General features: G+C 60.0%; 18 protein-coding genes. 14 read left to right on the top strand and 4 right to left on the bottom strand.

The genetic code is table 11. The features are described from left to right. Positions 1-37: 37 nt before the first annotated feature. The 3 genes from ACVDG9_RS00295 to ACVDG9_RS00285 all read right to left on the bottom strand — a co-directional run bounded on the left by ACVDG9_RS00295 (position 38) and on the right by ACVDG9_RS00285 (position 5226). Positions 38-2818: a bifunctional diguanylate cyclase/phosphodiesterase gene (locus ACVDG9_RS00295; RefSeq protein ID WP_209009461.1), complete on the bottom strand. Its 2781-nt coding sequence runs from the start codon at positions 2816-2818 to the stop codon at positions 38-40. Between the two features lie 125 nt (positions 2819-2943). Then, positions 2944-3747, bottom strand: a complete 804-nt coding sequence (locus tag ACVDG9_RS00290) for a PstS family phosphate ABC transporter substrate-binding protein (protein ID WP_075283402.1) — start codon at positions 3745-3747, stop codon at positions 2944-2946. Positions 3748-4191: 444 nt separating this feature from the next. After that, positions 4192-5226, bottom strand: coding sequence for a LacI family DNA-binding transcriptional regulator (locus tag ACVDG9_RS00285; RefSeq protein ID WP_055659226.1), 1035 nt, complete (start codon positions 5224-5226; stop codon positions 4192-4194). A 228-nt stretch (positions 5227-5454) separates the two neighbouring features. On the opposite strand from ACVDG9_RS00285, the gene ACVDG9_RS00280 reads away from it, so the two are divergent. From ACVDG9_RS00280 to ACVDG9_RS00240, 9 genes are all read left to right on the top strand, one after another. Beyond that, positions 5455-6690, top strand: coding sequence for an ABC transporter substrate-binding protein (locus ACVDG9_RS00280; protein WP_447237026.1), 1236 nt, complete (start codon positions 5455-5457; stop codon positions 6688-6690). A gap of 144 nt (positions 6691-6834) precedes the next feature. Further along, positions 6835-7725, top strand: coding sequence for a carbohydrate ABC transporter permease (locus ACVDG9_RS00275; RefSeq protein ID WP_055656892.1), 891 nt, complete (start codon positions 6835-6837; stop codon positions 7723-7725). A gap of 110 nt (positions 7726-7835) precedes the next feature. Beyond that, positions 7836-8720, top strand: coding sequence for a carbohydrate ABC transporter permease (locus ACVDG9_RS00270; protein WP_031268755.1), 885 nt, complete (start codon positions 7836-7838; stop codon positions 8718-8720). A gap of 11 nt (positions 8721-8731) precedes the next feature. Then, complete coding sequence (locus tag ACVDG9_RS00265; protein ID WP_447237025.1) at positions 8732-9823, top strand: ABC transporter ATP-binding protein; 1092 nt, start codon at positions 8732-8734, stop codon at positions 9821-9823. Positions 9824-9854: 31 nt separating this feature from the next. Beyond that, positions 9855-10601 carry a sugar phosphate isomerase/epimerase family protein gene (locus ACVDG9_RS00260; protein WP_447237024.1) on the top strand — a complete coding sequence of 249 codons (747 nt, stop codon included), beginning with the start codon at positions 9855-9857 and terminating at the stop codon, positions 10599-10601. 9 nt (positions 10602-10610) lie between these two features. Then, positions 10611-11732 carry a Gfo/Idh/MocA family protein gene (locus ACVDG9_RS00255; protein ID WP_447237023.1) on the top strand — a complete coding sequence of 374 codons (1122 nt, stop codon included), beginning with the start codon at positions 10611-10613 and terminating at the stop codon, positions 11730-11732. An 11-nt stretch (positions 11733-11743) separates the two neighbouring features. Continuing rightward, positions 11744-12790: an L-glyceraldehyde 3-phosphate reductase gene (gene mgrA, locus ACVDG9_RS00250; RefSeq protein ID WP_447237022.1), complete on the top strand. Its 1047-nt coding sequence runs from the start codon at positions 11744-11746 to the stop codon at positions 12788-12790. After that, complete coding sequence (locus ACVDG9_RS00245; RefSeq protein ID WP_447237021.1) at positions 12787-14385, top strand: glycoside hydrolase family 43 protein; 1599 nt, start codon at positions 12787-12789, stop codon at positions 14383-14385. The genes mgrA and ACVDG9_RS00245 overlap by 4 nt, the downstream gene beginning before the upstream one ends. A 23-nt stretch (positions 14386-14408) precedes the next feature. Continuing rightward, the gene (locus tag ACVDG9_RS00240) at positions 14409-15467 is read left to right on the top strand and encodes a sugar phosphate isomerase/epimerase family protein (RefSeq protein WP_152504958.1); all 1059 of its coding nucleotides are present in this window, start codon (positions 14409-14411) and stop codon (positions 15465-15467) included. Between the two features lie 376 nt (positions 15468-15843). Here the strand turns inward: ACVDG9_RS00240 and ACVDG9_RS00235 are convergent, their stop codons facing one another. Then, positions 15844-17058 carry an ROK family transcriptional regulator gene (locus tag ACVDG9_RS00235; RefSeq protein WP_077291250.1) on the bottom strand — a complete coding sequence of 405 codons (1215 nt, stop codon included), beginning with the start codon at positions 17056-17058 and terminating at the stop codon, positions 15844-15846. A gap of 96 nt (positions 17059-17154) precedes the next feature. Here ACVDG9_RS00235 and ACVDG9_RS00230 point away from each other — a divergent pair, with 96 nt between their 5' ends. The 5 genes from ACVDG9_RS00230 to ACVDG9_RS00210 are packed head-to-tail and all read left to right on the top strand — an operon-like array spanning position 17155 to position 22270. After that, complete coding sequence (locus tag ACVDG9_RS00230) at positions 17155-18399, top strand: extracellular solute-binding protein (RefSeq protein WP_209170181.1); 1245 nt, start codon at positions 17155-17157, stop codon at positions 18397-18399. A 25-nt stretch (positions 18400-18424) separates the two neighbouring features. Then, on the top strand, positions 18425-19318 hold the full coding sequence (locus ACVDG9_RS00225; protein WP_022999290.1) for a carbohydrate ABC transporter permease: 894 nt from the start codon (positions 18425-18427) through the stop codon (positions 19316-19318). Further along, a complete protein-coding gene (locus ACVDG9_RS00220; protein ID WP_055656877.1) occupies positions 19315-20154 on the top strand; it encodes a carbohydrate ABC transporter permease in 840 nt (279 codons plus the stop codon). The genes ACVDG9_RS00225 and ACVDG9_RS00220 overlap by 4 nt, the downstream gene beginning before the upstream one ends. A 23-nt stretch (positions 20155-20177) precedes the next feature. Further along, complete coding sequence (locus tag ACVDG9_RS00215; RefSeq protein ID WP_447237020.1) at positions 20178-21320, top strand: ABC transporter ATP-binding protein; 1143 nt, start codon at positions 20178-20180, stop codon at positions 21318-21320. Next, the gene (locus ACVDG9_RS00210; RefSeq protein ID WP_062491154.1) at positions 21317-22270 is read left to right on the top strand and encodes a glucokinase; all 954 of its coding nucleotides are present in this window, start codon (positions 21317-21319) and stop codon (positions 22268-22270) included. Before ACVDG9_RS00215 ends, ACVDG9_RS00210 begins: the two co-directional genes overlap by 4 nt.

Here is a 22270-nt window from a genome sequence, read left to right as displayed (position 1 = left end):
TACACCTGCCTCTCCTGAAAGCGAGCGGTCTTGCCGACTATTGCGCGGCGGTTGTCAGAGACCGTTCGCCTGCATAGATCAGCTCTTCGGTGCTGGCGACAGGCATGGGTCTGCCCAGATAGTAGCCCTGCGCTTCCGTGCAGCCGATTTCGGTCAGCATGTCGAGAAGCTGCTTGGTCTCCACACCTTCGGCGGTGGTGGTCATGTTGAGATTGTTGGCCAGTTCGATAACCGCTTTCACGATGGAAATGGAGTCGTCCGAATAGGCCATCGAGCGGACGAAGGACTGGTCGATCTTGATCTTGTCGAACGGGAAGCGGCGCAGGTAGCTGAGCGAGGAATAGCCGGTTCCGAAATCGTCCATGGACACCTTCACGCCCAGCGACTTGGCCTGGTGCAGCGAATCCAGAACGTCTTCGGAATCGGTCAGAAGCACGCTTTCGGTCACTTCCAGTTCAAGACGGTCGGCCTTGAGACCCGTTTGAGTCAGGGCATCGATCAGCACCGGACCAAATGCATGGCCACGCAGCTGCCGGGGTGACAGGTTGACGGCGATCCTGAGGTGGTCCGGCCAATTGGACGCGATCCGGCATGCTTCCTTCAACACCCATTCGCCCAGCTGGGTGATAAGGCCGGTATCTTCGGCAAGCGGAATGAAATCGGCCGGAGAAACCATGCCCCGTGTCGGGTGGTTCCAGCGCACCAGCGCCTCGAAGCCGGACACCCGGTCGTCCACGAGCGTGTATTGCGGCTGGAAGTAAAGCTCCAGCTCGTCATTGGCGACTGCGGTTCTGAGGTCGGTTATGAGCTCTCGCCGGTCGTTGACGGCCGTGCCCATGTCCTTTTCAAAGAAGCGGTAGGTATTGCGGCCGTCTTCCTTGGCCCGGTAGAGCGCAAGGTCCGCCTGCTTGAACAGTTCGTCGCCTGCGGTGCCGTCGGCCCTCGCGATTGTGATGCCGATGCTGACGCCGATTACGAGTTCATGGTCCGTGATCTGGAACGGCTGGGAAATCTCCCAGATGACCGACTGCGCCAGTTCCTCGACATCAGCAAGCCTGCAGGGCAGACCGGTGAGGATCGCAAATTCGTCGCCGCCAAGGCGGACGACAACGTCCTTTCGGCCGATGAGGGCGCGCAGACGCTCCGCGACCTGCCGCAAGAGCTCGTCGCCAATCGGGTGCCCAAGGCTGTCGTTGACCGTTTTGAACTCGTCCAGGTCGAGGCACAGAATGGCGAACTCGCCCCCCTTGACCAGTTGCTGGTTCAACAGCATGTCCAGCTGGTCCCGGAATTCGATGCGGTTCGGCAGCTGTGTCAGAAGGTCGTGACGCGCCAGGAACGCCAGCCGGTCACGGGCTTCCTGCCGTTCGGTGATGTCTTCGGATATCGCCACCCAACCACCTTCCGCCAGCGGCTGGCGGGTGGTCAGGACGATACGGCCCGAGCGGATCTTCACCATTTCGGTGCTTTGCGAGCCACCTGAATACCTGTGGTCCCCGATCCGGGAATCGTGCAGAGCCATGTCACCGGTTTCGACGGCATCAACTTTCTGCAGCGTTGCGAGCTGAGCAGCCGTCATACCCGACTTTATCCTGCCCGGCTCGACTTCGAACAATTCGGCGTAGCGCTGGTTCGAAACAATCAACCTGCCATCGACGTCGAACATGCACAGACCGTGCGACATGTTGTTGAGAGCAGCATCAAAGAGAACGTTCTGCTCGCGCAACTGGGCTTCCTGAGAGCGCAGGATGGAGTTCTTTTCGTGCACGCGTTCGCGCAAGGCGTCGCGTTCCTTGACAGATCGCTGCAAGGAAACGACCGATCTGGCGATGTCACCGACTTCGTCCAGCCGCTCGGTGCCAACCACCTTGCTTTCGAAGTCGCCCGCTGCGATGCCGGTCAATACACGTGTGATCTTGGTCAGCGGCCGGGTAATCTGCCGCGACATGAGAAAGGCGACTGCAGCAAAAGCCACCAGCGCGATCAGTCCGAACAGGAACAGCCGCCGGAGCAGCTTGGCTTCTTCTTCGGTGCCGATGCGGGTCAGTTTGTTCTGGATTTCGGTCAGCGCCGCGATAGGCGTCAGCGCACAGACAGTCATGGGAACGACCGGGACACCGCATTCGATGACATGCCCACCGTCCAGGGTGATGTTCGGCGTTTCCTTCGAGCGTGTAAGATCCGAATAGTTTCCGGTGAAATTCGCTGTGGAAATGATCTGACCGTCGAAAACGATCGCCATTTCGAAGGAATTGATTTTTGCCAGATCCGCCAGGAGTGGCTCTTCCGGCCGCAGCCAACGTTGCGCGACAAGTCCACCGATCACATAGCCGAAATCATCGAAAACCGGGACAAACGCGATCTGAGACACTTCATTGACCCGATCGCCCGGCACGAAGACACCCGTTTCGGATTTGGGCAAGACGCCGGAATAGGTCAGCTTCTCTCCCGGAAAGCTGTCTTTGAGCGACTTGGCGACCTCGTTGAAGAAGCTCAGCCCCTGCATCTTGGACCCCAGTTCGACGAGGTCCGCAGAATAGGAGGAGGCGCCGATCACATGGCCTTCTTCATCCAGAACGACGATGCCGTCCACATCCGCCAGTTTCGCCGCCGGGCCAAGCAGTTCCGACATGGCCACGACATTGCGTGATTCAACGGCCTTGGCGGTATCCACCCTCTCCGACAACGCATTTATGCGCCGAAGCCTGTCCTGAAACAGGAACTCCATACGGGTCCCGGCAAGCTTCACGTCGGCGGACAGGGTTTCCACGAGACGCGCGCGGGAAAGCTCGAGAAGCTCGGCTTCCTGACGTTGCATGCTGTCTTCAAGCTGGAAAGCCACCAGTCCGATAAGACCGGCAAATGCACACACCGCCGTGAAAACGGCGCCGTATGTATAATGCCAGAGAAGGGACGAGTGACGCATCATGTGGACCAATTGGGTTATCTACCGACGGGTACGCCACCGTAGTTGCTGATCAATGTGTGGGCCTGACCCGACTGGGCGTAGTCGATGAAGGCCTTCATCTCCTCGTCCAGCGTGCCTTCCTTGTAGATCAAGGCGAGGGTCACGGAACTCGGATAGCCCGGCTCGGTTGGATGGTGGCCGTCGATCTTGAGCACCGACAGTCCGTCTTCAAGCGGCTTCGAATAAGGACCGAAAGCAATCGCGCCTTCGACTTCGCGCGCGCTGGAAATCGCTTCCTGGGTGGTAAGGGCCGTTTTCGAGCGCGGCGAGAATTCCATTTCCGCCCAGCCCGGCATCGACGATTTCAAAACCTGTAAAGTGCTGTCCGCATCTTCACGGCGGACGAGGCGAACACGCAGATCGGCACCGCCCAATTCAGACCAATTGACTATTTCACCGGAATACAGCTTGACCAGTTCTTCACTGGTCAAAGCATCGATACCAGTGGACGGATGCGTGAAGATTGCGCTGGGGATTTTTGCAATCGGCAGGTAAACGAGGCCATATTCCACCTCGCTGTCCTTCAAGGGACGTGCGACCCGGCCCAGGCGCTCCGTGCCGGAGCTGACGGCGGCGATACCGCCGCCCGAGCCAATGCTCGGTGGAATTTCAAGATTGATATCGGGACGATTTTCGACAAAGCCCGCACCGATTCCCTGAAGCATTTCAAGGCCATCACCAGTACCCACGACTTTTAGCGGGCCCTGTGCCGACGACACGTCAGTGTGTAAGAAAAAAGTGCAAAGGGACAATGCCAAGGCAAAAGCCAAACTACGCATTTTTATCACCCAAAAATTGACGGTACTATCTAGAGTGACATATTCAAGTTAACTAAACGCTAAACCACCGCGATAAATTACAATAAATATGTAGTCTAATTTAATCTTCGAAATAAAAATAAAATAACGCCGAAATTAAACTGAAATCAGTTTCGGGCAATATTTGCCTAGTAGGAACAATTTACCGACTTAGCAAATTCGTTCAGCCAATAAATTGACCGGTACACATGACCTGACTGCGAGCAAGAAAGATGTATTCGATTCAACCTTAGATTTTCTTTTCACACCGACGTTAAGTTGCATGATTTATGCTGCAGGCTAGATTCACTGCTGATCGACGCCTACATCGAATTCGCGAAGCCTGTAGAAATACAACCGCATGCCTGCCTGAACCTTGCGGGCTCGATTTTCGACCCCACAATCGATGGGCAACAGGGCCGCCATTCAACAAACCGGCGGCACGGCGCTGGCCCTCACTACCAGCTCTACATCAACCATTACCGGTTCCATCACGACGTCTGGCTTGGTGTGCGCAACGTCAATACAATCCAGCAGGAGGGAAACAGCCCTGGCACCAAGCGCGCGCCGATCCTGCCGAATGGTTGTAAGTGCCGGGACATAAAACTCCGACAGCTCGATATCATCGAACCCGACGACGGAAATATCCTCCGGAACGCGGACACCGTTTGCGGTCAGGGTCGAAATCAGCCCGAAGGCAACCTGGTCAGAGGCACAGAAAACCGCCGTTGGCCGATCATTCATCGCCAGGATCCTCTCACCGGCCATCCGGCCGGATTCCAGGGAAAAGTCACCCCGAATGATCCATTCCTCACGGGCAGGCAGCTCCAGCCTTGCACGTTCGGCCAGCATGCCTTCGCGCCGGGCATGCGTCAGAACATTTTCCTGCGGACCTGTGATATGGGCAATCTTGCGATGGCCAAGGTCATACAGATGCCGGACGGCCAGTTGCGCCCCGCGAACGTTGTCGCTGCGCACGGAAGGCAACGCCACGTCGTGCGCCCATTCACACGCAAAGACGATCTTGCCGGAGACGCCGTTGTCTTCGAACAGCTGCAATTCCTGGTGGGAGATCGCTCCGTCCAGACAGATCATGCCGTCGATCTGGGCGTCCAGAAAGTAGTCGACCACGTGTTTGCCACTGGTCGCATGGTCCTTGGTATCGGCGATCAGGACCGAATAGTCACGGTTGCCGAAGGATGCACTTATCCCGGCCAGGATCTGGGAAAAGAACGGATTGCCGAGGTTTGGTACCAGAACCAGGATGGCTCCGGCCTGCTGGGTGCGCAGGTTACGCGCTGCACGGTTGACCCGGTAACCGGTAGAGCGGATCGCCGCGAAGACGATGTCGCGGGTTGCCTCTGTCAAAAGTTCAGGATTGCTCAGCGCCCGGCTGACTGTTGCGGTCGATACGCCCGCCTCTTTGGCAACATCTTGAATTCGTGCTATTTTCTGGGCCAAGGCCTTCTCCGGTATTTCTCTTTTTTGAGCCTGGGCGCCTGCCGCCATGTCGGCGGGCTCGTCCTCGAAACTGTCTGATCCGACATTCCGGGTTGACACAAGACCGTTTCCCGAGAATGATGAATGTAATCGATTACATATAGCATACAATAAAATGTAATCGATTACAAAATGCGGTGGAGGCCGCATGGTGAGGACAATCGGACAATTCACGTTCGATGGGAGGAAATGATGAAAGCACTACGTGCAGTTTTTGCAGCAACGACCGCCCTTTGTGCAGCAACGGCCGCGAATGCGACCGACCTGGAAGTTACCCACTGGTGGACTTCAGGCGGTGAAGCGGCTGCGGTTGCCGAATTCGCAAAGGCATTTGACGCGACCGGCAACAAGTGGGTTGACGGTGCGATTGCTGGCTCCGGCGGCACTGCCCGCCCGATCATGATCAGCCGTATCACCGGCGGCGATCCGATGGGCGCAACACAGTTCAACCATGGCCGCCAGGCAGAGGAACTGGTGGAAGCCGGCCTGATGCGCGACCTCACGGACATTGCAGAGGAAGGTAACTGGAAAGAAGTCATCCATCCCTCCAGCCTGCTCGACAGCTGCACGCTGGATGGCCGCATCTATTGCGTTCCGGTCAACATTCATTCGCAGCAGTGGCTCTGGCTGAACAACAAGGTGTTCGAGGACAACGGCCTGGCGGTTCCGACCAACTGGGACGAATACGCTGCCGCAGCACCCAAGCTTCAGGAGGCAGGCATCGTGCCGCTGGCCATGGGGCAGCAGCCCTGGCAGACGACACTGGCGTTCCAGGTGCTTCTCACCGCGCTCGCCGGACCTGAAGCCTACACGAAGATCTTCGGCGAGAAGGATGCAGAGCTTGCCGGCAGTGAGGAAATGGCAAAGGTCTTCCAGGCCGCCGCGACTGCTCGCGACATGTCCAAGGACTCCAACGTCCAGGGCTGGAACGATGCCACCACCATGGTCATCACCGGCAAGGCCGCAGGCCAGATCATGGGTGACTGGGCGCAGGGTGAGTTCCAGGTCGCCAACCAGGTTGCCGGCGAGGACTACACCTGCCTGCCCGGCCTTGGCGTCAACGAGGTCATCATGACCGGTGGCGATGCGTTCTACTTCCCGAAAGTGGACGACCAGGCCATCACCGAAGCCCAGGGCGAACTGGCAAAGGTCATGCTTTCCCCGGAAGCCCAGGTTGCCTTCAACCTGAAGAAAGGCTCGCTTCCAGTGCGTGGCGACGTCGATCTGGCGGCTGCAAACGACTGCATGAAGAAGGGCCTCGACATCCTGGCCAAAGGCAATGTCATCCAGTCTCCGGACCAGCTGATGTCTGCCGACAGCCTGACTCAGGTGAACGACCTCTTCGTCGAGTTCTTCAACAACCCGTCCATGACCGCTGAAGACGCACAGTCGATGTTCGCGTCGATCGTCGGCAACGCCGACTAACAGCGGAAAAAGGCCCGCCGCCTGCGCCGCACGGTCCCAACTTTACCGGGACAGCGGCCAGGCGGCGTCCTCCAGCCCTGCGCGCTCCGCCGCGCAGGGAACGCCCGACATCACCCTGGACGTCTCGACAAGGAAGTTTTCGGCATGGCCGCAGCTACGCGCCCCGCAAGGTGGCATCGGAACATCAGCGCCAAGGTGGCCGCGGTTCCGATGATTATCACCGCAGTGGTGGTCTTCATCGGCGGAACCGCCTGGACGGTTCTTTATTCCTTCACCAACTCCAAGCTTCTGCCGCGTGAGAAATTCGTCGGTCTTGCCCAGTACGACCGGCTGTGGAGCAGCAGCAAGTGGCTGATCTCCATCGAGAACCTGGCCATCTACGGAGCTTTCTCGCTGATTTTCTCGCTGCTGATCGGCTTCATGCTGGCGGCCCTGCTCGACCAGAAGATCCGGTTCGAGGACACGTTCAGAACAATCCTGCTCTATCCCTTCGCGCTCAGCTTCATCGTCACGGGTCTTGCCTGGCAGTGGATTCTCAATCCCGACTTCGGCATCCAGCACGTGGTGCGCAGCCTCGGCTGGGAGAGTTTCAATTTCGACCCGCTCTACAATCCCGAGATCGTCATCTATGGCATCCTCATCGCCGGCCTTTGGCAGGGAACCGGGCTGATCATGTGCCTGATGCTGGCGGGTCTTCGGGGGATCGACGAGGACATCTGGAAGGCCGCCAAGATCGACGGCATCCCGATGTGGAAGACCTATCTGTTCATCGTCATTCCGATGATGCGCGGCATCTTCATCACCGCAATCGTGCTGATCGCCTCCGGCATCATCAAGGTCTACGACCTGGTCGTCGCCCAGACCGGCGGGGGGCCCGGCATCTCCTCCGAAGTTCCGGCCAAATACGTCTATGACGCCATGTTCCTGTCGCAGAACCTCGGCCAGGGCTTTGCCGCTTCCACCATGATGCTGCTGACGGTCGTCATCATCGTTGTGCCCTGGGCCTATCTCGAATTCGGAGGCAAGCGCAAATGACCAAGACGCCCCACCTCCTCAATGGCTCAATGAAATACGATGCCGGCCCGGCCGAAGCCGGCCCCGACCGGGCACTCCGCCACGGCGACGGCACGCCATCCGGCAGCCGGATGGTCGAAGGCCCCGCCGGCCGCAAGCCACGCAAGGCGCTGTCCCGCAGGAACATCCTGATCTACGGCACGCTGATCGTCGTCTGCCTCTATTACCTGCTGCCGCTCTACGTGATGATCGTCACCTCGCTGAAGGGCATGCCGGAGATCCGGCTTGGCAACATCTTCTCACCTCCCGTGGAGATCACCTTCCAGCCCTGGGTGAAGGCCTGGGCGGAAGCCTGCACCGGCCTCAACTGCGATGGCCTGTCACGCGGCTTCTTCAATTCAGTCAAAATCCTGATCCCGTCCGTGATCCTGTCGATCGCGATTGCCTCGGTAAACGGATATGCGCTTGCCAACTGGCGCTTCAAGGGCTCGGAAACCTTCTTCACGATCCTGATCGTCGGGGCCTTCATTCCCTACCAGGTGATGATCTATCCGATCGTGATCATGCTGCGGGAAATCGGCCTTTACGGCAGCCTGACCGGGCTGGTGATTGTGCACACAATCTTCGGCATGCCCATCCTGACGCTGCTGTTCCGCAACTATTTCGCCTCCGTGCCGCAGGAACTGTTCAAGGCGGCGCGCGTGGACGGGGCCGGGTTCTGGGCGATCTACTTCCAGATCATGGTGCCGATGAGCCTGCCGATCTTCGTTGTCGCCATGATCCTGCAGGTGACCGGCATCTGGAACGACTTCCTGTTCGGCGTGATCTACACCAAGCCGGACCTCTATCCGATGACGGTGCAGCTCAACAACATCGTCAATTCCACGCAAGGGGTGAAGGAATACAACGTCAACATGGCCGCGACCATTCTGACCGGCCTCGTTCCCCTCACCATCTACTTCATCTCCGGAAAACTCTTCGTGCGCGGCATCGCCGCCGGTGCGGTGAAAGGCTAACGAGACGACCCATGGAACCAAGTATCTCCATCAATAACCTTTCCCTGAGTTTCGGAAGCCTGGACGTTCTGAAGGATCTCAACCTCGATGTCGGCCAGGGTGAATTTCTCGTGCTGCTCGGCTCTTCGGGCTGCGGAAAATCAACCCTTTTGAACTGCATTGCCGGGCTGCTGGACGTGACCGGCGGGCAGATCTTCATCGGCGGGCGCAACGTGACCTGGGAGGAGCCTTCCCAGCGCGGCATCGGCATGGTGTTCCAGTCCTATGCGCTCTACCCGCAAATGACCGTCGCCGGGAATCTGAGCTTCGGCCTGAAGAACGCGGGTCTGCCCAAGGCGGAAATCCAGGAGCGGGTGAACCGGGCTGCAAAGGTCCTGCAGATCGAACCGCTGCTCAACCGCAAGCCGGCCGCCCTTTCCGGTGGTCAGCGCCAGCGTGCCGCCATCGGCCGGGCTCTGGTGCGCGATGCCGACGTTTTCCTGTTCGACGAACCGCTGTCGAACCTGGATGCCAAGCTGCGGGCGGACCTGCGGGTCGAGATCAAGCAGCTGCACCAGAAGCTGTCCAACACCATGATCTACGTCACCCACGACCAGATCGAGGCCATGACGCTGGCCGACCGGATTGCCATCATGCGTGGTGGCCAGATCCTGCAGCTGGCCTCGCCCAACGAGATCTATAACCGGCCGGCCAACAAGTATGTGGCCGAGTTCATCGGTTCGCCGACCATGAATTTCTTTGAAGGAGAGCTGGAAGAAGCCGGCGGAAACTACCGGTTCACATCAGGCGGAAAGACCTTCTCGCTTGACGGATACACCTTCCAGAACGGCCCACCTGCAGCAGGCGCAGCCTGGTTCGGCATCCGTCCGGAACACATGGTCAGCGGCTCGGAAGCAGACACCGCGCTCGTTCGGTTGGACGGGCAGGTGGAACTGGTGGAACCGCTCGGTTCGGATACGCTCGTCCGCTTTACCACCGGCGACCAGACGCTGTGGGTGCGCATGGACGGCCAGGCGAACATCCGGCACGGCGACGCAATCACGGTCGGGTTCGATCCCGCCCGCGCCAATCTTTTCGACAAAACCTCGGAATCCCGGCTCTAGGCCGGTCCTTAACCACTTCAGGACAATCAAGATGGATATTTCTTTCCAGCTCTATTCAGCCCGCGAATTCACCCCATGGGACGGCGTTCTCAAGCGGCTTGCGGATCTCGGCTATACCCAGGTCGAGGGGTTCGGCGGAAACTACGAGAACCCAGCGGCCTTTCGCGACATGCTCGACGCCCAGGGTCTCAAGATGCCGTCGGGACATTTCTTTCCGATGGAGCAGTTCGAAGACGACCTCGCCAAGGTGATCAGCACTGCCCAGACCCTTGGCATGGAGCGGATCTTCGTTCCCGCCGTGCCGCCCGAGCAACGCATTCCGGATGCGGCCATGTGGCAGTCCATCGCCGAGCGGCTGGAAGCCATCGGTCAAAAGATCCGCGATGCCGGCCTGCGGTTCGGTTGGCATAACCACGATTTCGAATTCAATGCCTGCGCCGATGGCCGCCTGCCGATGGACATCCTGATGGAGGCCGCCCCTTCCATCGAATGGGAAGCCGATATTGCCTGGATCGTGCGCGGCAATCAGGACCCGCTCGACTGGATCGAGAAATACGCCAGCCGCATCACCACGGCCCACGTGAAGGACATAGCGCCAGAGGGCGAATGTGCCGACGAGGACGGCTGGGCCGACGTCGGCCAGGGCACCATGGACTGGAAGGGCATCATGTCGACGCTTCGCGGCGTCGGGGTCGATCTCTTCGTCATGGAACACGACAAGCCTTCCGACTTCGACCGTTTCGCCACCCGCTCCGTTGCGGCCTTCCGCACCTACTGAGGTAACCCCATGAGCAAGACACTTGGCATCGGCATCCTCGGATGCGGAAACATTTCGGCCGCCTACATGCGCCTCTCTCCGCTCTTCAAGGGCATCGAGGTGCGCGCCTGCGCCGACATCAATGAAGCTGCCGCAAAAGCACGTGCCGAGGAATTCGGCCTGAGAGCCGAAACCGTCGACGGCCTGCTGGCGGCAAGCGATATCGACATCATCGTCAACCTGACGGTTCCGGCCGTTCACTACGAAGTCTCCAGACGCGTGCTGGAAGCCGGCAAGCATGTCTATTCGGAAAAGCCGTTCGTGCTCAGCCTGGAAGAGGGCGAATCCCTTGCCGCGATTGCGAAGGAAAAAGGCCTCAGGGTCGGGTCGGCCCCCGACACCTTCCTGGGCGGAGCACACCAGCTTGCCCGGCACCTGATCGATAGTGACGCCATCGGCAAGGTGACGTCAGGCACCTGTTTCGTGCAGAGCCCGGGCATGGAAATGTGGCACCCGAACCCGGACTTCTTCTTCCAGGCGGGTGGTGGCCCGATCCTCGATCTCGGGCCTTACTACGTTTCCAACCTGGTGCAGCTACTTGGACCGGTGAAGCGGGTTTGCGCAATGAGTTCCGCCGGATCTGAATATCGCACCATCACCTCCGAGCCGCGCAACGGTGAAAAGATCAAGGTGGAAACACCGACGACCATCCACGCGGTGATGCAGTTCCAGTCCGGCGCCCAGATCACCTATTGCGCCAGCTGGGACGTGTGGCAGCACGGTCATTCCAACATGGAGCTTTACGGCCGTTCCGGCACGCTGCATGTGCCGGATCCGAATTTCTTCGGTGGTGAAGTGCGCATGACGGACAAGGGCAGTTTCGTGACCCTGTCGGAAGCCTGGAACCATCCGTTCTCCAAATCAAACGACCGTGGCCACGCCAATTACCGCACGGCAGGCCTGGCCGATATGGCCCTCGCCATACTGGAAAATCGGCCGCACCGTTGCTCTTTGGAATTTGCTCTGCATGTTGTCGATGTGATGACGTCGATTCTCGCTTCTGGCGAGAGTAGGACTTTCATTGACATCAAAACCACCTGCGAGCGCCCGGAAGCCCTGGACCCGCAGGCGGCAAAAGGCCTTTTAATATAACGGGATAGCCTATGACCTGGACAGCAGCGGAAACGCGCTACGACACCATGGAATACCGCCGATGCGGGAAATCCGGCCTGAAACTGCCGGTGATCTCGCTCGGCCTTTGGCACAATTTCGGCGACGACACGCCGCTCGACAAGAAACGGGAGATTGCCCGGACCGCCTTCGATCTCGGCATCACCCATTTCGATCTTGCCAACAATTACGGCCCCAAGCCGGGTTCGGCGGAAACCGCCTTCGGTGAACTGCTGCGGACGGATTTTGCGCCTTACCGGGACGAGATGATCATTTCGTCCAAGGCCGGTTATGAGATGTGGCCCGGGCCTTATGGTGAGTGGGGCAGCCGCAAATACCTGATCGCGTCCTGCGACCAGTCCTTGAAGCGGATGGGGCTCGACTATGTCGATATCTTCTATTCGCACCGCTTCGACCCGGACACACCGCTGGAAGAGACCATGATGGCCCTCGACCACATCGTGCGGTCCGGACGGGCGCTTTATGTCGGCATCTCGTCCTATAATTCCAAACGGACACGGGAAGCCGCAGCCATCCTGAAGGAGCTGGGCACACCGTGCCTGATCCATCAGCCGAGCTATTCCATGATCAACCGCTGGGTCGAGGAGGACGGCCTTCTGGATACGCTCGACGACCTCGGCATCGGTTCCATTGCCTTCTCGCCGCTGGCCCAGGGCATGCTGACCAGCAAATATCTGAAGGGTATTCCGGATGACAGCCGGGCGAACCAGGGCAAATCGCTGAAGACCCAGTTCCTGAGCGAAGACAACCTCGCCACCATCCGGGCTCTCAACGACATTGCCGAAAAGCGCGGCCAGACGCTGGCGCAGATGGCCCTTGCCTGGGTACTGCGCAAAGGACGGGTCACAACGGCCCTGATCGGTGCGAGCCGGGGCAGCCAGGTAAAGGACTGCGTCGGAGCTGTCGCCAATCTCCAGTTTTCCGACGAGGAGCTGAAGCTGATCGAGGAAACCACCCGCGAGGCGGATATCAACCTGTGGGCGGCCTCGGCTGAACGGAAAGGACCCAGCCGGAAATGATCCGAAATCCCATCCTGCCGGGGTTCAACCCGGATCCCTCGATCTGCCGTGCGGGCGATGACTATTTCATCGCCACCTCGACCTTCGAATGGTATCCGGGCGTCCAGATTCACCGGTCGAAAGACCTGGTCAACTGGGATCTGGCCTGCCGGCCCCTCAGCCGGGCAAGCCAGCTCGACATGCGCGGCAATCCGGACAGCGGCGGCATCTGGGCACCGTGTCTTTCCTACGCGGACGGACGGTTCTGGCTGGTCTATACGGACGTCAAACGGCTGGATGGGAATTTCAAGGACGCACATAACTACATCGTCACGGCCCCTTCCATCGAGGGGCCGTGGAGCGACCCGATCTACGTCAGCTCACACGGGTTCGATCCGTCGCTGTTTCATGACGACGATGGCCGCAAATGGTTCCTGGTCCTGCAATGGAACCACATTTCAAATTCCGTCGGCGGGCATCCGCGCCATCCGGCCTTCGACGGCATCCTGCTGCAGGAATGGTCGGAAACGGAAGGCCTGAAAGGCGAGATCCGCAAGATCTTTTCCGGAAGCCCGCACGGTCTGACGGAAGGTCCACATCTTCACAAGCGCGGCGGCTGGTACTACCTGACGGTCGCCGAAGGCGGCACCGGCTACGGGCACGCCGTTACCACGGCCCGGTCACGGTCCATCGACGGGCCGTACGAGCTTCACCCGCAAACCCACCTCATCACCGCCAAGGACGATCCGGACGCGCCGCTGCAACGGGCAGGCCATGGCCAGATTGTCGAAACGCCGGATGGCGACGTCTACCACACCCATCTGTGTTCCCGGCCCCTGCCCGGACGGTTCTCGCCTCTGGGACGGGAGACCGCGATCCAGAAATGCGAATGGCGGGAGGACGGCTGGCTTTACCTGGCAGACGGCGGCATGGTTCCGAAGGTTGAGGTGCCGGGTCTGACGGCGACAGAACCTCGTCCCCCTCAACGGGTGGAGCGCGTTTTCACTGGCGAAATCCTGCCGCCGGAGTTCCAATGGCTGCGCACGCCTTATCCGGAGCGGCTGTTCACCCTGACGGGAACGGCCCTGCGCCTCGTCGGGCGGGAAAGCATCGGCAGCTGGTACGAGCAGTCGCTGGTTGCCCGGCGCCAGGAGCACCTCGGCTACCGCGTGGAAACCACGCTCACCGACTTTGCGCCAACGACCTACCAGCAGGCCGCCGGACTGACGACCTATTACAACCGGCACAAGTTCCATTTTCTGGCCGTAAGCTGGACGGAACAGCTCGGCCGCTGCCTGACGCTGCTTTCCTGCCCCGGCGACTGGCCGGATGGACGCATGTCGTTTCCGGCAGACCCGGTCGCGCTTGGCGGCGGACCGGTCGAGCTTGCCGTTGAGGTTGATGGTGCTCGCCAGCAATTCTTCTGGCGCCAGCAAGGCCGCGACTGGACGCCCTTCGGACCGGATCTCGATGCCAGCGTGATCTCGGATGAAGGCGGGCGCGGTGAGCACGGCTCCTTTACCGGCGCCTTTGTTGGTATGCTGGCCTTCGACATCACCGGGCAAGGCAAGACCGCCGATTTCAGCAGGTTTTCATACGCACCTGAAGGCACGTGAGCTCACACTCTAAGGAGATATTCATGGCTGGACTGATCAAGGGGCCCGCGATTTTCCTGGCCCAGTTTGCCGGAGACGACGCTCCGTTCAATTCACTTCCCGCAATCGCCAAATGGGCTGCGGATCTCGGCTACAAGGGCATTCAGATCCCGACTTTCGACAGTCGCCTGTTCGACCTCGACAAGGCCGCCGAAAGCGAAACCTATTGCGACGAGGTCAAAGGCATCTGCGCGGACGCCGGCGTCGAGATTACCGAGCTTTCGACCCATCTGCAGGGCCAGCTCGTGGCGGTTCACCCGGCCTATGACCTGGCCTTCGACGGCTTTGCACCATCCCAAGTGCACGGCAATCCGAAGGCCCGGCAGGCCTGGGCGGTCGACCAGATGAAAAAGGCGGCGATCGCCAGCAAGCGGCTTGGCCTCACTGCTTCCGTCAGCTTCACCGGTTCACTGGCGTTCCCCTATCTCTACCCCTGGCCGCAACGGCCTGCGGGGCTGATCGAGGAAGCGTTCAAGGAACTGGCAGCACGCTGGAAACCGATCCTCGATGTCTATGACGAAAACGGTGTCGATGTCGGCTATGAAATCCATCCCGGCGAGGACGTCTTCGACGGCGCCACCTTCGAGATGTTCCTGGAGGCGCTCGGCGGTCATACGCGCTGCCAGATCAACTACGATCCGTCGCACTTCCTGCTGCAGCAGCTCGACTATCTGGCGTTCATCGACATCTATCACGAGCGCATCTGCGCCTATCACGTGAAGGATGCCGAGTTCAATCCGGACGGCCGCCAGGGCGTCTATTCCGGCTATCAGGGCTGGGTCAACCGCGCGGGCCGGTTCCGGTCCCTGGGGGATGGCCAGGTTGATTTTTCCGGCATCTTCTCCAAGCTCGCCCAACATGGCTATGACAGCTGGGCCGTTCTGGAATGGGAATGCTGCCTGAAGTCGCCAGAACAGGGCGCCGCGGAAGGCGCGCCCTTCATCGAGCACCACATCATCGAAGTCACCGACAAGGCCTTCGACGACTTCGCCGGCGGCGAGACCGACCAGGAGCAGATCCGGAAGATGCTGGGGCTGAGTTAGGGGCGAACCCACCGCTCATTCCGTACCCGCATCCTAACCGGTCCCGATTGACGAAGCTTTGCGGCTATCCCGGTTGTCACCCCGGGCGACCGAAGGGTGACCCGGAGCCTGCTCATGTCCAGAGATATGGTTGGGAGCGAAGGCTTTTGTAGAGATCCGACCACTTCGGCAAGCGGCCCAGAGAGTGGGCCCTGGATCTGCGCTGCACTTGTCCGGGGTGACAATCTTCAATGCGGCACCTCTTCCTCCCCTCATCCTGAGGAAGCGCTTCAGCGCTGTCTCGAAGGATGGGCCGCCTGTTCGGGATTTGCCGCCCATGCTTCGAGACGGACCTGACGGTCCTCCTCAGCATGAGGGCTTCCATAGAGGTTTGCTCTCACAGCAGCAGGTGCGAAACCGAGGGGGCGTAGAGCGCATCGACGGCGGCGGCCGTCGCACCGAGGGCGACCGCTGTTGCGCCGGACGTACCGATGCGGATCCTGTCTTCTTCAAGCGAACCGTCGAGACGGCGGGGTAGCGGGGAGGCACTGTCGAGCAGCGCCTGGAGGAAGTCCGGACAAATGATGCCACCCAGGATCAGCGCTTCCGGGTCGAGCATCATCTCGATCATGTTGATCATCTGGCGCATGAGCGGCGCGACATCGGCTATCCAGCCGAGGACTGCCGGATCTCCTTCGGCGAACAAGGCTTCGATCCGTCCAACGGAGCCTGGTTCCGTCGGCTCCAGGCCAAGCCTTTCGCACAGCGCGTTGAGTGACAGATACCGTTCCAGGCAGCCGGTGTTGCCGCAGGAACAGGCCGGGCCTGTCGGGTCAATCACAACGTGCCCGATTTCGCCGGCGTTTTTCGTCGCGCCCGGATAGAGTGCGCCGTTCAGGACGAAGCCGGCGCCAAGCCCCATGCCGAACTGGATGAAGGCAAAGCTGTTGAAGCTGCGGCCGATCCCGTAAACATGCTCGCCCAGCGCGGCGGCCGACGCGTCGTTCTGAAGGACCACCGGCAAGCCGATCGCCGACTGAAGCTGCGCGAGATTTTCCGGCGAGCCGAAATCCGAAAAAGTGGTGGCATCGGTGCCGCTGGAGGTCTGCGATCCGGTTTCGAAAGGGCCGGGAGCGGCAAGACCGACGCCGAACAGACACTTGGCCATACCGGGATGCGCAGCACGGAACTCTTCTGCCATCGACAGGATCCGGCTGTTGGCTGCTTCGGGCGTGGCAGCGGCCATGGGAGCGGCCGACTGCCAGACGATGCTGCCCAGAAGATCGCAGGCAATCGCCGTCACAGAAAGACGATCGACATGAAACCCGAGACTGTAGGCATGATCGGGCTTGAGCTGCACCGTCATGCCAGGATGGCCGCGCCCCCTGGCCTTCTGAGCGTGCATCTCGACAATGCCGCGGCTTTCCAGCTCACCGACGATGTTCTGCACCGTCTGGCGGGAAAGCGACGTGATTTCAGATATTTCCGTGCGACCGATCGGACCGCGCGTGCGGATGACTTCCAGCACCACGCGGTGATTATGCGTCTTGGCGCGGGTCAGGTTTGTGCCGCTGGTCCGGAAGGATGCGGGGATCGGAGCACTGTCGTTCATGGCGCCAATAGACCAGAAATTATTTTTTCTATCAATTTGACAAAATAAAAAAACCGAACATAGGATGCTTTGCCTACACAAAAACCGGAGGGCGAGATGAACACGTTTGGAAAGATGATTTTGGGGTCCGCCTTCGCGACCCTGGCCATGACCACGACGGCATTGGCCGACACCACACTGAATGCACTTTTCATGAGCCAGGCGGCTTATAGCGAAGACGACATCAAGTCGATGACTGCCAAGTTCGAGGAAGCAAATCCCGGCGTCACGGTTGCACTCGAATTCGTTCCCTATGAAGCCCTGCACGACAAGATCATTGCAGCGGCAGGTGCGGGCGATGACGGGTATGACGTTGTCCTGTTCGACGTGATCTGGCCGGCCGAATTCGCAACGCGCGGCTTCCTGCAGGATGTCACGGACCGCATTCCGGCCGACTATACCGACAAGGTTTTCGACGGTGCCTGGACGACGGTCGAATATGACGGCAAACGCTATGGCATGCCCTGGATCCTCGATACGAAATACCTCTTCTACAATGCCGACATGCTGGCAGAGGCTGGCATTTCCGCCCCGCCCAAGACCTGGGCCGAGCTGGCGGAACAGGCCAAGCAGATCAAGGACAAGGGCATTGTCGAATATCCGCTGGTCTGGAGCTGGTCCCAGTCCGAAGCGATGATCTGCGACTTCACCACGCTGACGGCGGCCAATGACGGCGCGTTCTTCGATGAAGGCCAGCCGGCCTTTACCGCGGGCGGTGCCAAAGATGCCGTTTCCTTCATGAAGGCAACGCTGGACGAAGGCCTGAGCAACCCGTCTTCACGCGAATATTTCGAAGAAGACGTCCGCCGGGTGTTCTCCAACGGCGAAGCGGCGTTCGCCCTCAACTGGACCTACATGAATGCCCTCGCCAACGATCCGAAGGAAAGCAAGGTCGCCGGCAAGGTGAAGGTAGCTCCGGCACCAGGCGTCGAAGGCAAGTCAACCGCTTCCAGCGTCAACGGTTCCATGGGTCTCGGCATTCCCGCCAACAGCCCGCATGCGGATGAAGCCTGGGCCTATATCTCCTTCCTGACCCAGAAGGACGTTCAGGACAACTATGCCAAGCTCAGTCTGCCGATCTGGAAGGCGTCCTATTCCGAACCGAAGGTGATCGAAGGTCAGGAAGACCTGATCGCGGCGGCAAAAGAATCCATTGCTGTCATGTATCCGCGTCCGCTGGTGCCGTCCTACACCGAAGTCTCCGACATTCTCCAGAAGAACATCCATCAGGTCCTGCTCGGCCAGGCAAGTGTGGATGACGCGCTGGAAGCTGCCGCAGACCGCGTCAAGCGCATCCGCTAAGTTTGCGACTGACGGGAGACTGACCATGCTTGGCCGACGCCAGAAACGTGAAAAATGGATCCTTCTGGCGCCGGCCCTGGCTTTGCTTGCGCTGGTCACGCTGATACCGCTTGCCAACACACTGTGGCTGAGCTTCACCGACACGCGCATTTCCGCTCTTCCCGAGCCGGTGCATTTCATCGGCCTGGAAAACTACGTCTACGCGCTTACCGACCCGGATTTTCAGGACGCCCTCTTCAGGACGCTTTACTTCACCATCGTCTCGGTGGGTCTGGAAGGCATTCTCGGTGTCGCGGTTGCCGTGCTGCTCAACCAGGAATTCCGCGGCCGGACGCTGCTTCGGGCTCTGATCATCCTGCCCTGGGCGGTGCCGACCATCGTCAACGCCGTTGCCTGGCGCTTGATCTATCACCCTGATTATGGCGCGCTGAACTCCCTGCTGTTCCAGCTGGGCCTCATTTCCGATTACCGCAGCTGGATCGGCGATCCGGCGACCGCCATGAACATGGTCATCCTGGCAGATGTCTGGAAGAACTTTCCGCTGGTTGCCTATGTGGCACTGGCCGCCCTGCAGACAGTGCCCGGTGACCTCAACAAGGCGGCAGCCATCGAAGGTGCCGGGCCCTGGAAACGGTTCCGTTCGATCACCCTGCCCTGGATCGCCGGTCCATTGATGGTTGTCATGGTGCTGCGAACCATCGAGGCCTTCCGCGTCTTCGACATCATCTACGTGATGACCGGCGGAGGCCCCGCGGACAGCACCAAGACCGCGAGCTTTTACGTCTACCAGGAATATTTCAACTACCTCAGAAGCGGCAGCGGGGCCTCCTATGCGGTGCTGGTCGCCGGGATCAGCGCCGTTCTGATCGTGTTCTATTATTCCGCGACCAAGCGGCAGACGGCGGGAGGCGCGGCATGAAACGCTCGCTCGTTCAATCCATCCTGCTTTATGGCTGCGCCCTGTTGCTGGCAGCCTTCACAACAGGCCCGCTGCTCTGGCTTGCCGTCATGAGCATCAGCGCGCCGACCGACCTGACCGAGGTACCGCTGCGCTGGATCCCCTCCGAACTTGACTTCAGCCGCTACACGAGCCTGCTCAGCCTTGAAGGCGGCAACGGCGAGCGGTTTTTGAGCGCACTCCGGAATTCCCTCCTGACAGCGGGCGGGGCAACCGTCATCGCGCTTCTGCTCGCCATTCCGGCTGCCTATGCCTTTTCCAGAAGACAGGCGTCGATGGTCCTGTTGTTCGCCTTTCTCGCAACGATCATGATGCCGCCGATCACCTATGTGCTGCCGCTCTATTCGACCTTCAGCAGCTTCGGCATGCTGAACCACACGGTGACGCTGATCATCGTCTATACGGCCATGCTGCTGCCTTTCGCCACCTGGCTGATGAAGGCCAATATCGACGTGCTGCCGGTGGAAGTGGAGCAGGCTGCCTTCATGGAAGGTGCCGGAACCGCCTACACCATCCGGCAGGTGGTGCTGCCACTGGCCCTTCCGGCCATTGCCGCCACCGCCATGCTGTCCTTCCTGGTGGCCTGGGACGAGTTCTTCTACGCCCTGATCTTCACCAACGATCTCAGCGCGAAGACCCTGCCTGTGGCGATCGCGGATTTCTCCGCCGGACGCGTTACCGACTACGGCGTCATCGCCTCGGTTGGCGTTCTGGCGACATTGCCGCCAGCCATCCTCGCCATCGCCTTCCAGAAATTCATCGTCTCCGGACTGGTCGCCGGATCCGTCAAGGGCTGACCAAAGCAGGAGACCGACAAGGAATGAACGCCGCAATGCCGCAAGACCCCATCCTCCAAATCAGCCGCCTGCAGAAGAGATACGGGGACGTGAATGTCCTCAAGGACATCGATATCTCCATGGCGCCCGGTGAGTTTCTTGTCCTGGTCGGACCGTCCGGTTGCGGCAAGTCGACCCTGCTGAGCTGCATTTCCGGACTGACCGACATTACCTCCGGCACCATCCGCATTGCCGGCAAGGACCGCACCAACGACGAACCGGCCGACCGGGATATCGCCATGGTGTTCCAGTCCTATGCCCTGTTCCCCAACATGAGCGTGGAACGCAACATCGGCTTCGGCCTTGAAGTCCGAAAGGTCGAAGAGGCCGAGAAGAAACGGAAGGTGGCCGAGGTCGCGGATCTTCTGAAGATCGAACACCTGCTGCACCGCCGCCCGGCAGAACTTTCCGGCGGACAGCGCCAGCGTGTCGCCATGGGCCGGGCCCTTGTGCGCGAACCGAAACTGTTCCTGTTCGACGAACCGCTGTCCAATCTCGATGCCAAGCTGCGCGTGACCATGCGCACGGAAATCAAGCGCATCCATCAGACAACAGGCGCGTCCATCGTCTACGTCACCCATGACCAGATCGAAGCCATGACGCTGGCCAGCCGGATCGTGGTGATGAAAGACGGCGTGGTCCAGCAGATCGGCACGCCGCAGGAGATCTACAACAAGCCGGTGAATGCCTTTGTCGCGGACTTCATGGGCGCACCGTCCATGAACCTGATGACCGGCACCGCTACACGCGAGGGCGACCATCTCCGGCTGCAGATCCCGACGCCGGAAGGACCGCCGCTGGAACTGTTCGACTATGGTCCGGGGCCGGAAACGCTGTCCGCCGGCGGTACGGCAGAGCTCACCATCGGCCTTCGCCCGGAGGCGATGACGGATCTTGGCTTGCGGTCCGGTGGCATCGACGGCCGCAGCCTGCAAAGCGCCGATTGCCTTCTGGATGTGGTCGAACCGGCCGGCGCCGACACCTATGCGGTCATTCAACTTGGCGGAACGGAAGCCGTTGCCCGGCTGTCGGCGGATGCGCCGGTCACCGCCGGTCAGCGCGTCCCGATCGCTTTCGACCTTTCCAAGATTTCCTATTTCGACATTGCATCGGGTAATCGCCTATGAGCATTCAACGAGGCCTTGCCGCCGACATCGGCGGCACCAACACCCGGCTGGCACTGGTCGAAAACGGCCGCGTTCTGGAAAACACCATCGCGCGGTTCCGCAATGCGGATTTCGAAACACCGGAAGCGGCCATCGGCACCTATCTTTCGGAAGCCGGGCGACCGGCCTGTGCTTCTGCCGTCATCGCCATCGCAGCCCCCATCGATGGCCCCGCGATCCGCATGACAAACCATCCCTGGACCTTCAGTGCCGACTGCATCGGCAAGGTTCTGGGCGGAGCGAACATTACCTTCCTGAACGATTTCGAGGCGCTCGCCTATTCGCTGGACAAGGTCCCAACGGAGCGGCTTCAGCCCGTCTATGAACCGAGCCAGAAACTGCGCAGCAACGCCACGCGCCTCGTCGTTGGCGCGGGAACCGGTTTCAATGCTGCCGCGCTGTTTCAGACACCTGCCGGATTTCATGTCGGCACCGGTGAATGCGGCCACTCGACTTTGCCGGTCGAAACCGAAGACGAACTTCGGCTCTGGAATTACCTCGCGCTCAACCGTGGACGCGCCTCCGTCGAACGGGCGCTGTCGGGAAGCGGTCTCAAGGAAATTCATGAGTGGTACTGTCTCGAGCAGGGCCTGTCGCCGCGCGACCTGTCACCGGCTGACATTGCGGAGCGCGCCAATTCCGGATCCGATCCGCTATGCGTTTCCGCTGCTCGGCAATGGGTGACATTTCTCGGCCGGGTGATTGGCGACCTCTCGCTGGTGTTCCTGTCCCTTGGCGGCATCGTGCTGACAGGCGGCGTCACCCGAAGCCTGGCAAGGTTCCTGGCAGAACCGGAATTCATCAACGCCTTTTGCGCGAAGGGCCGCCAGCAAAAGCTGGTTTCCGGCATTCCGGTTCATCTGCTTGATGACGATTTCGCTGCTCTGGCGGGGTGTGCCGCGCGGATGTAA

The organism is Roseibium sp. RP-7 (assembly GCF_053005225.1).
This window is presented reverse-complemented; position numbering and strand designations above follow the sequence as displayed.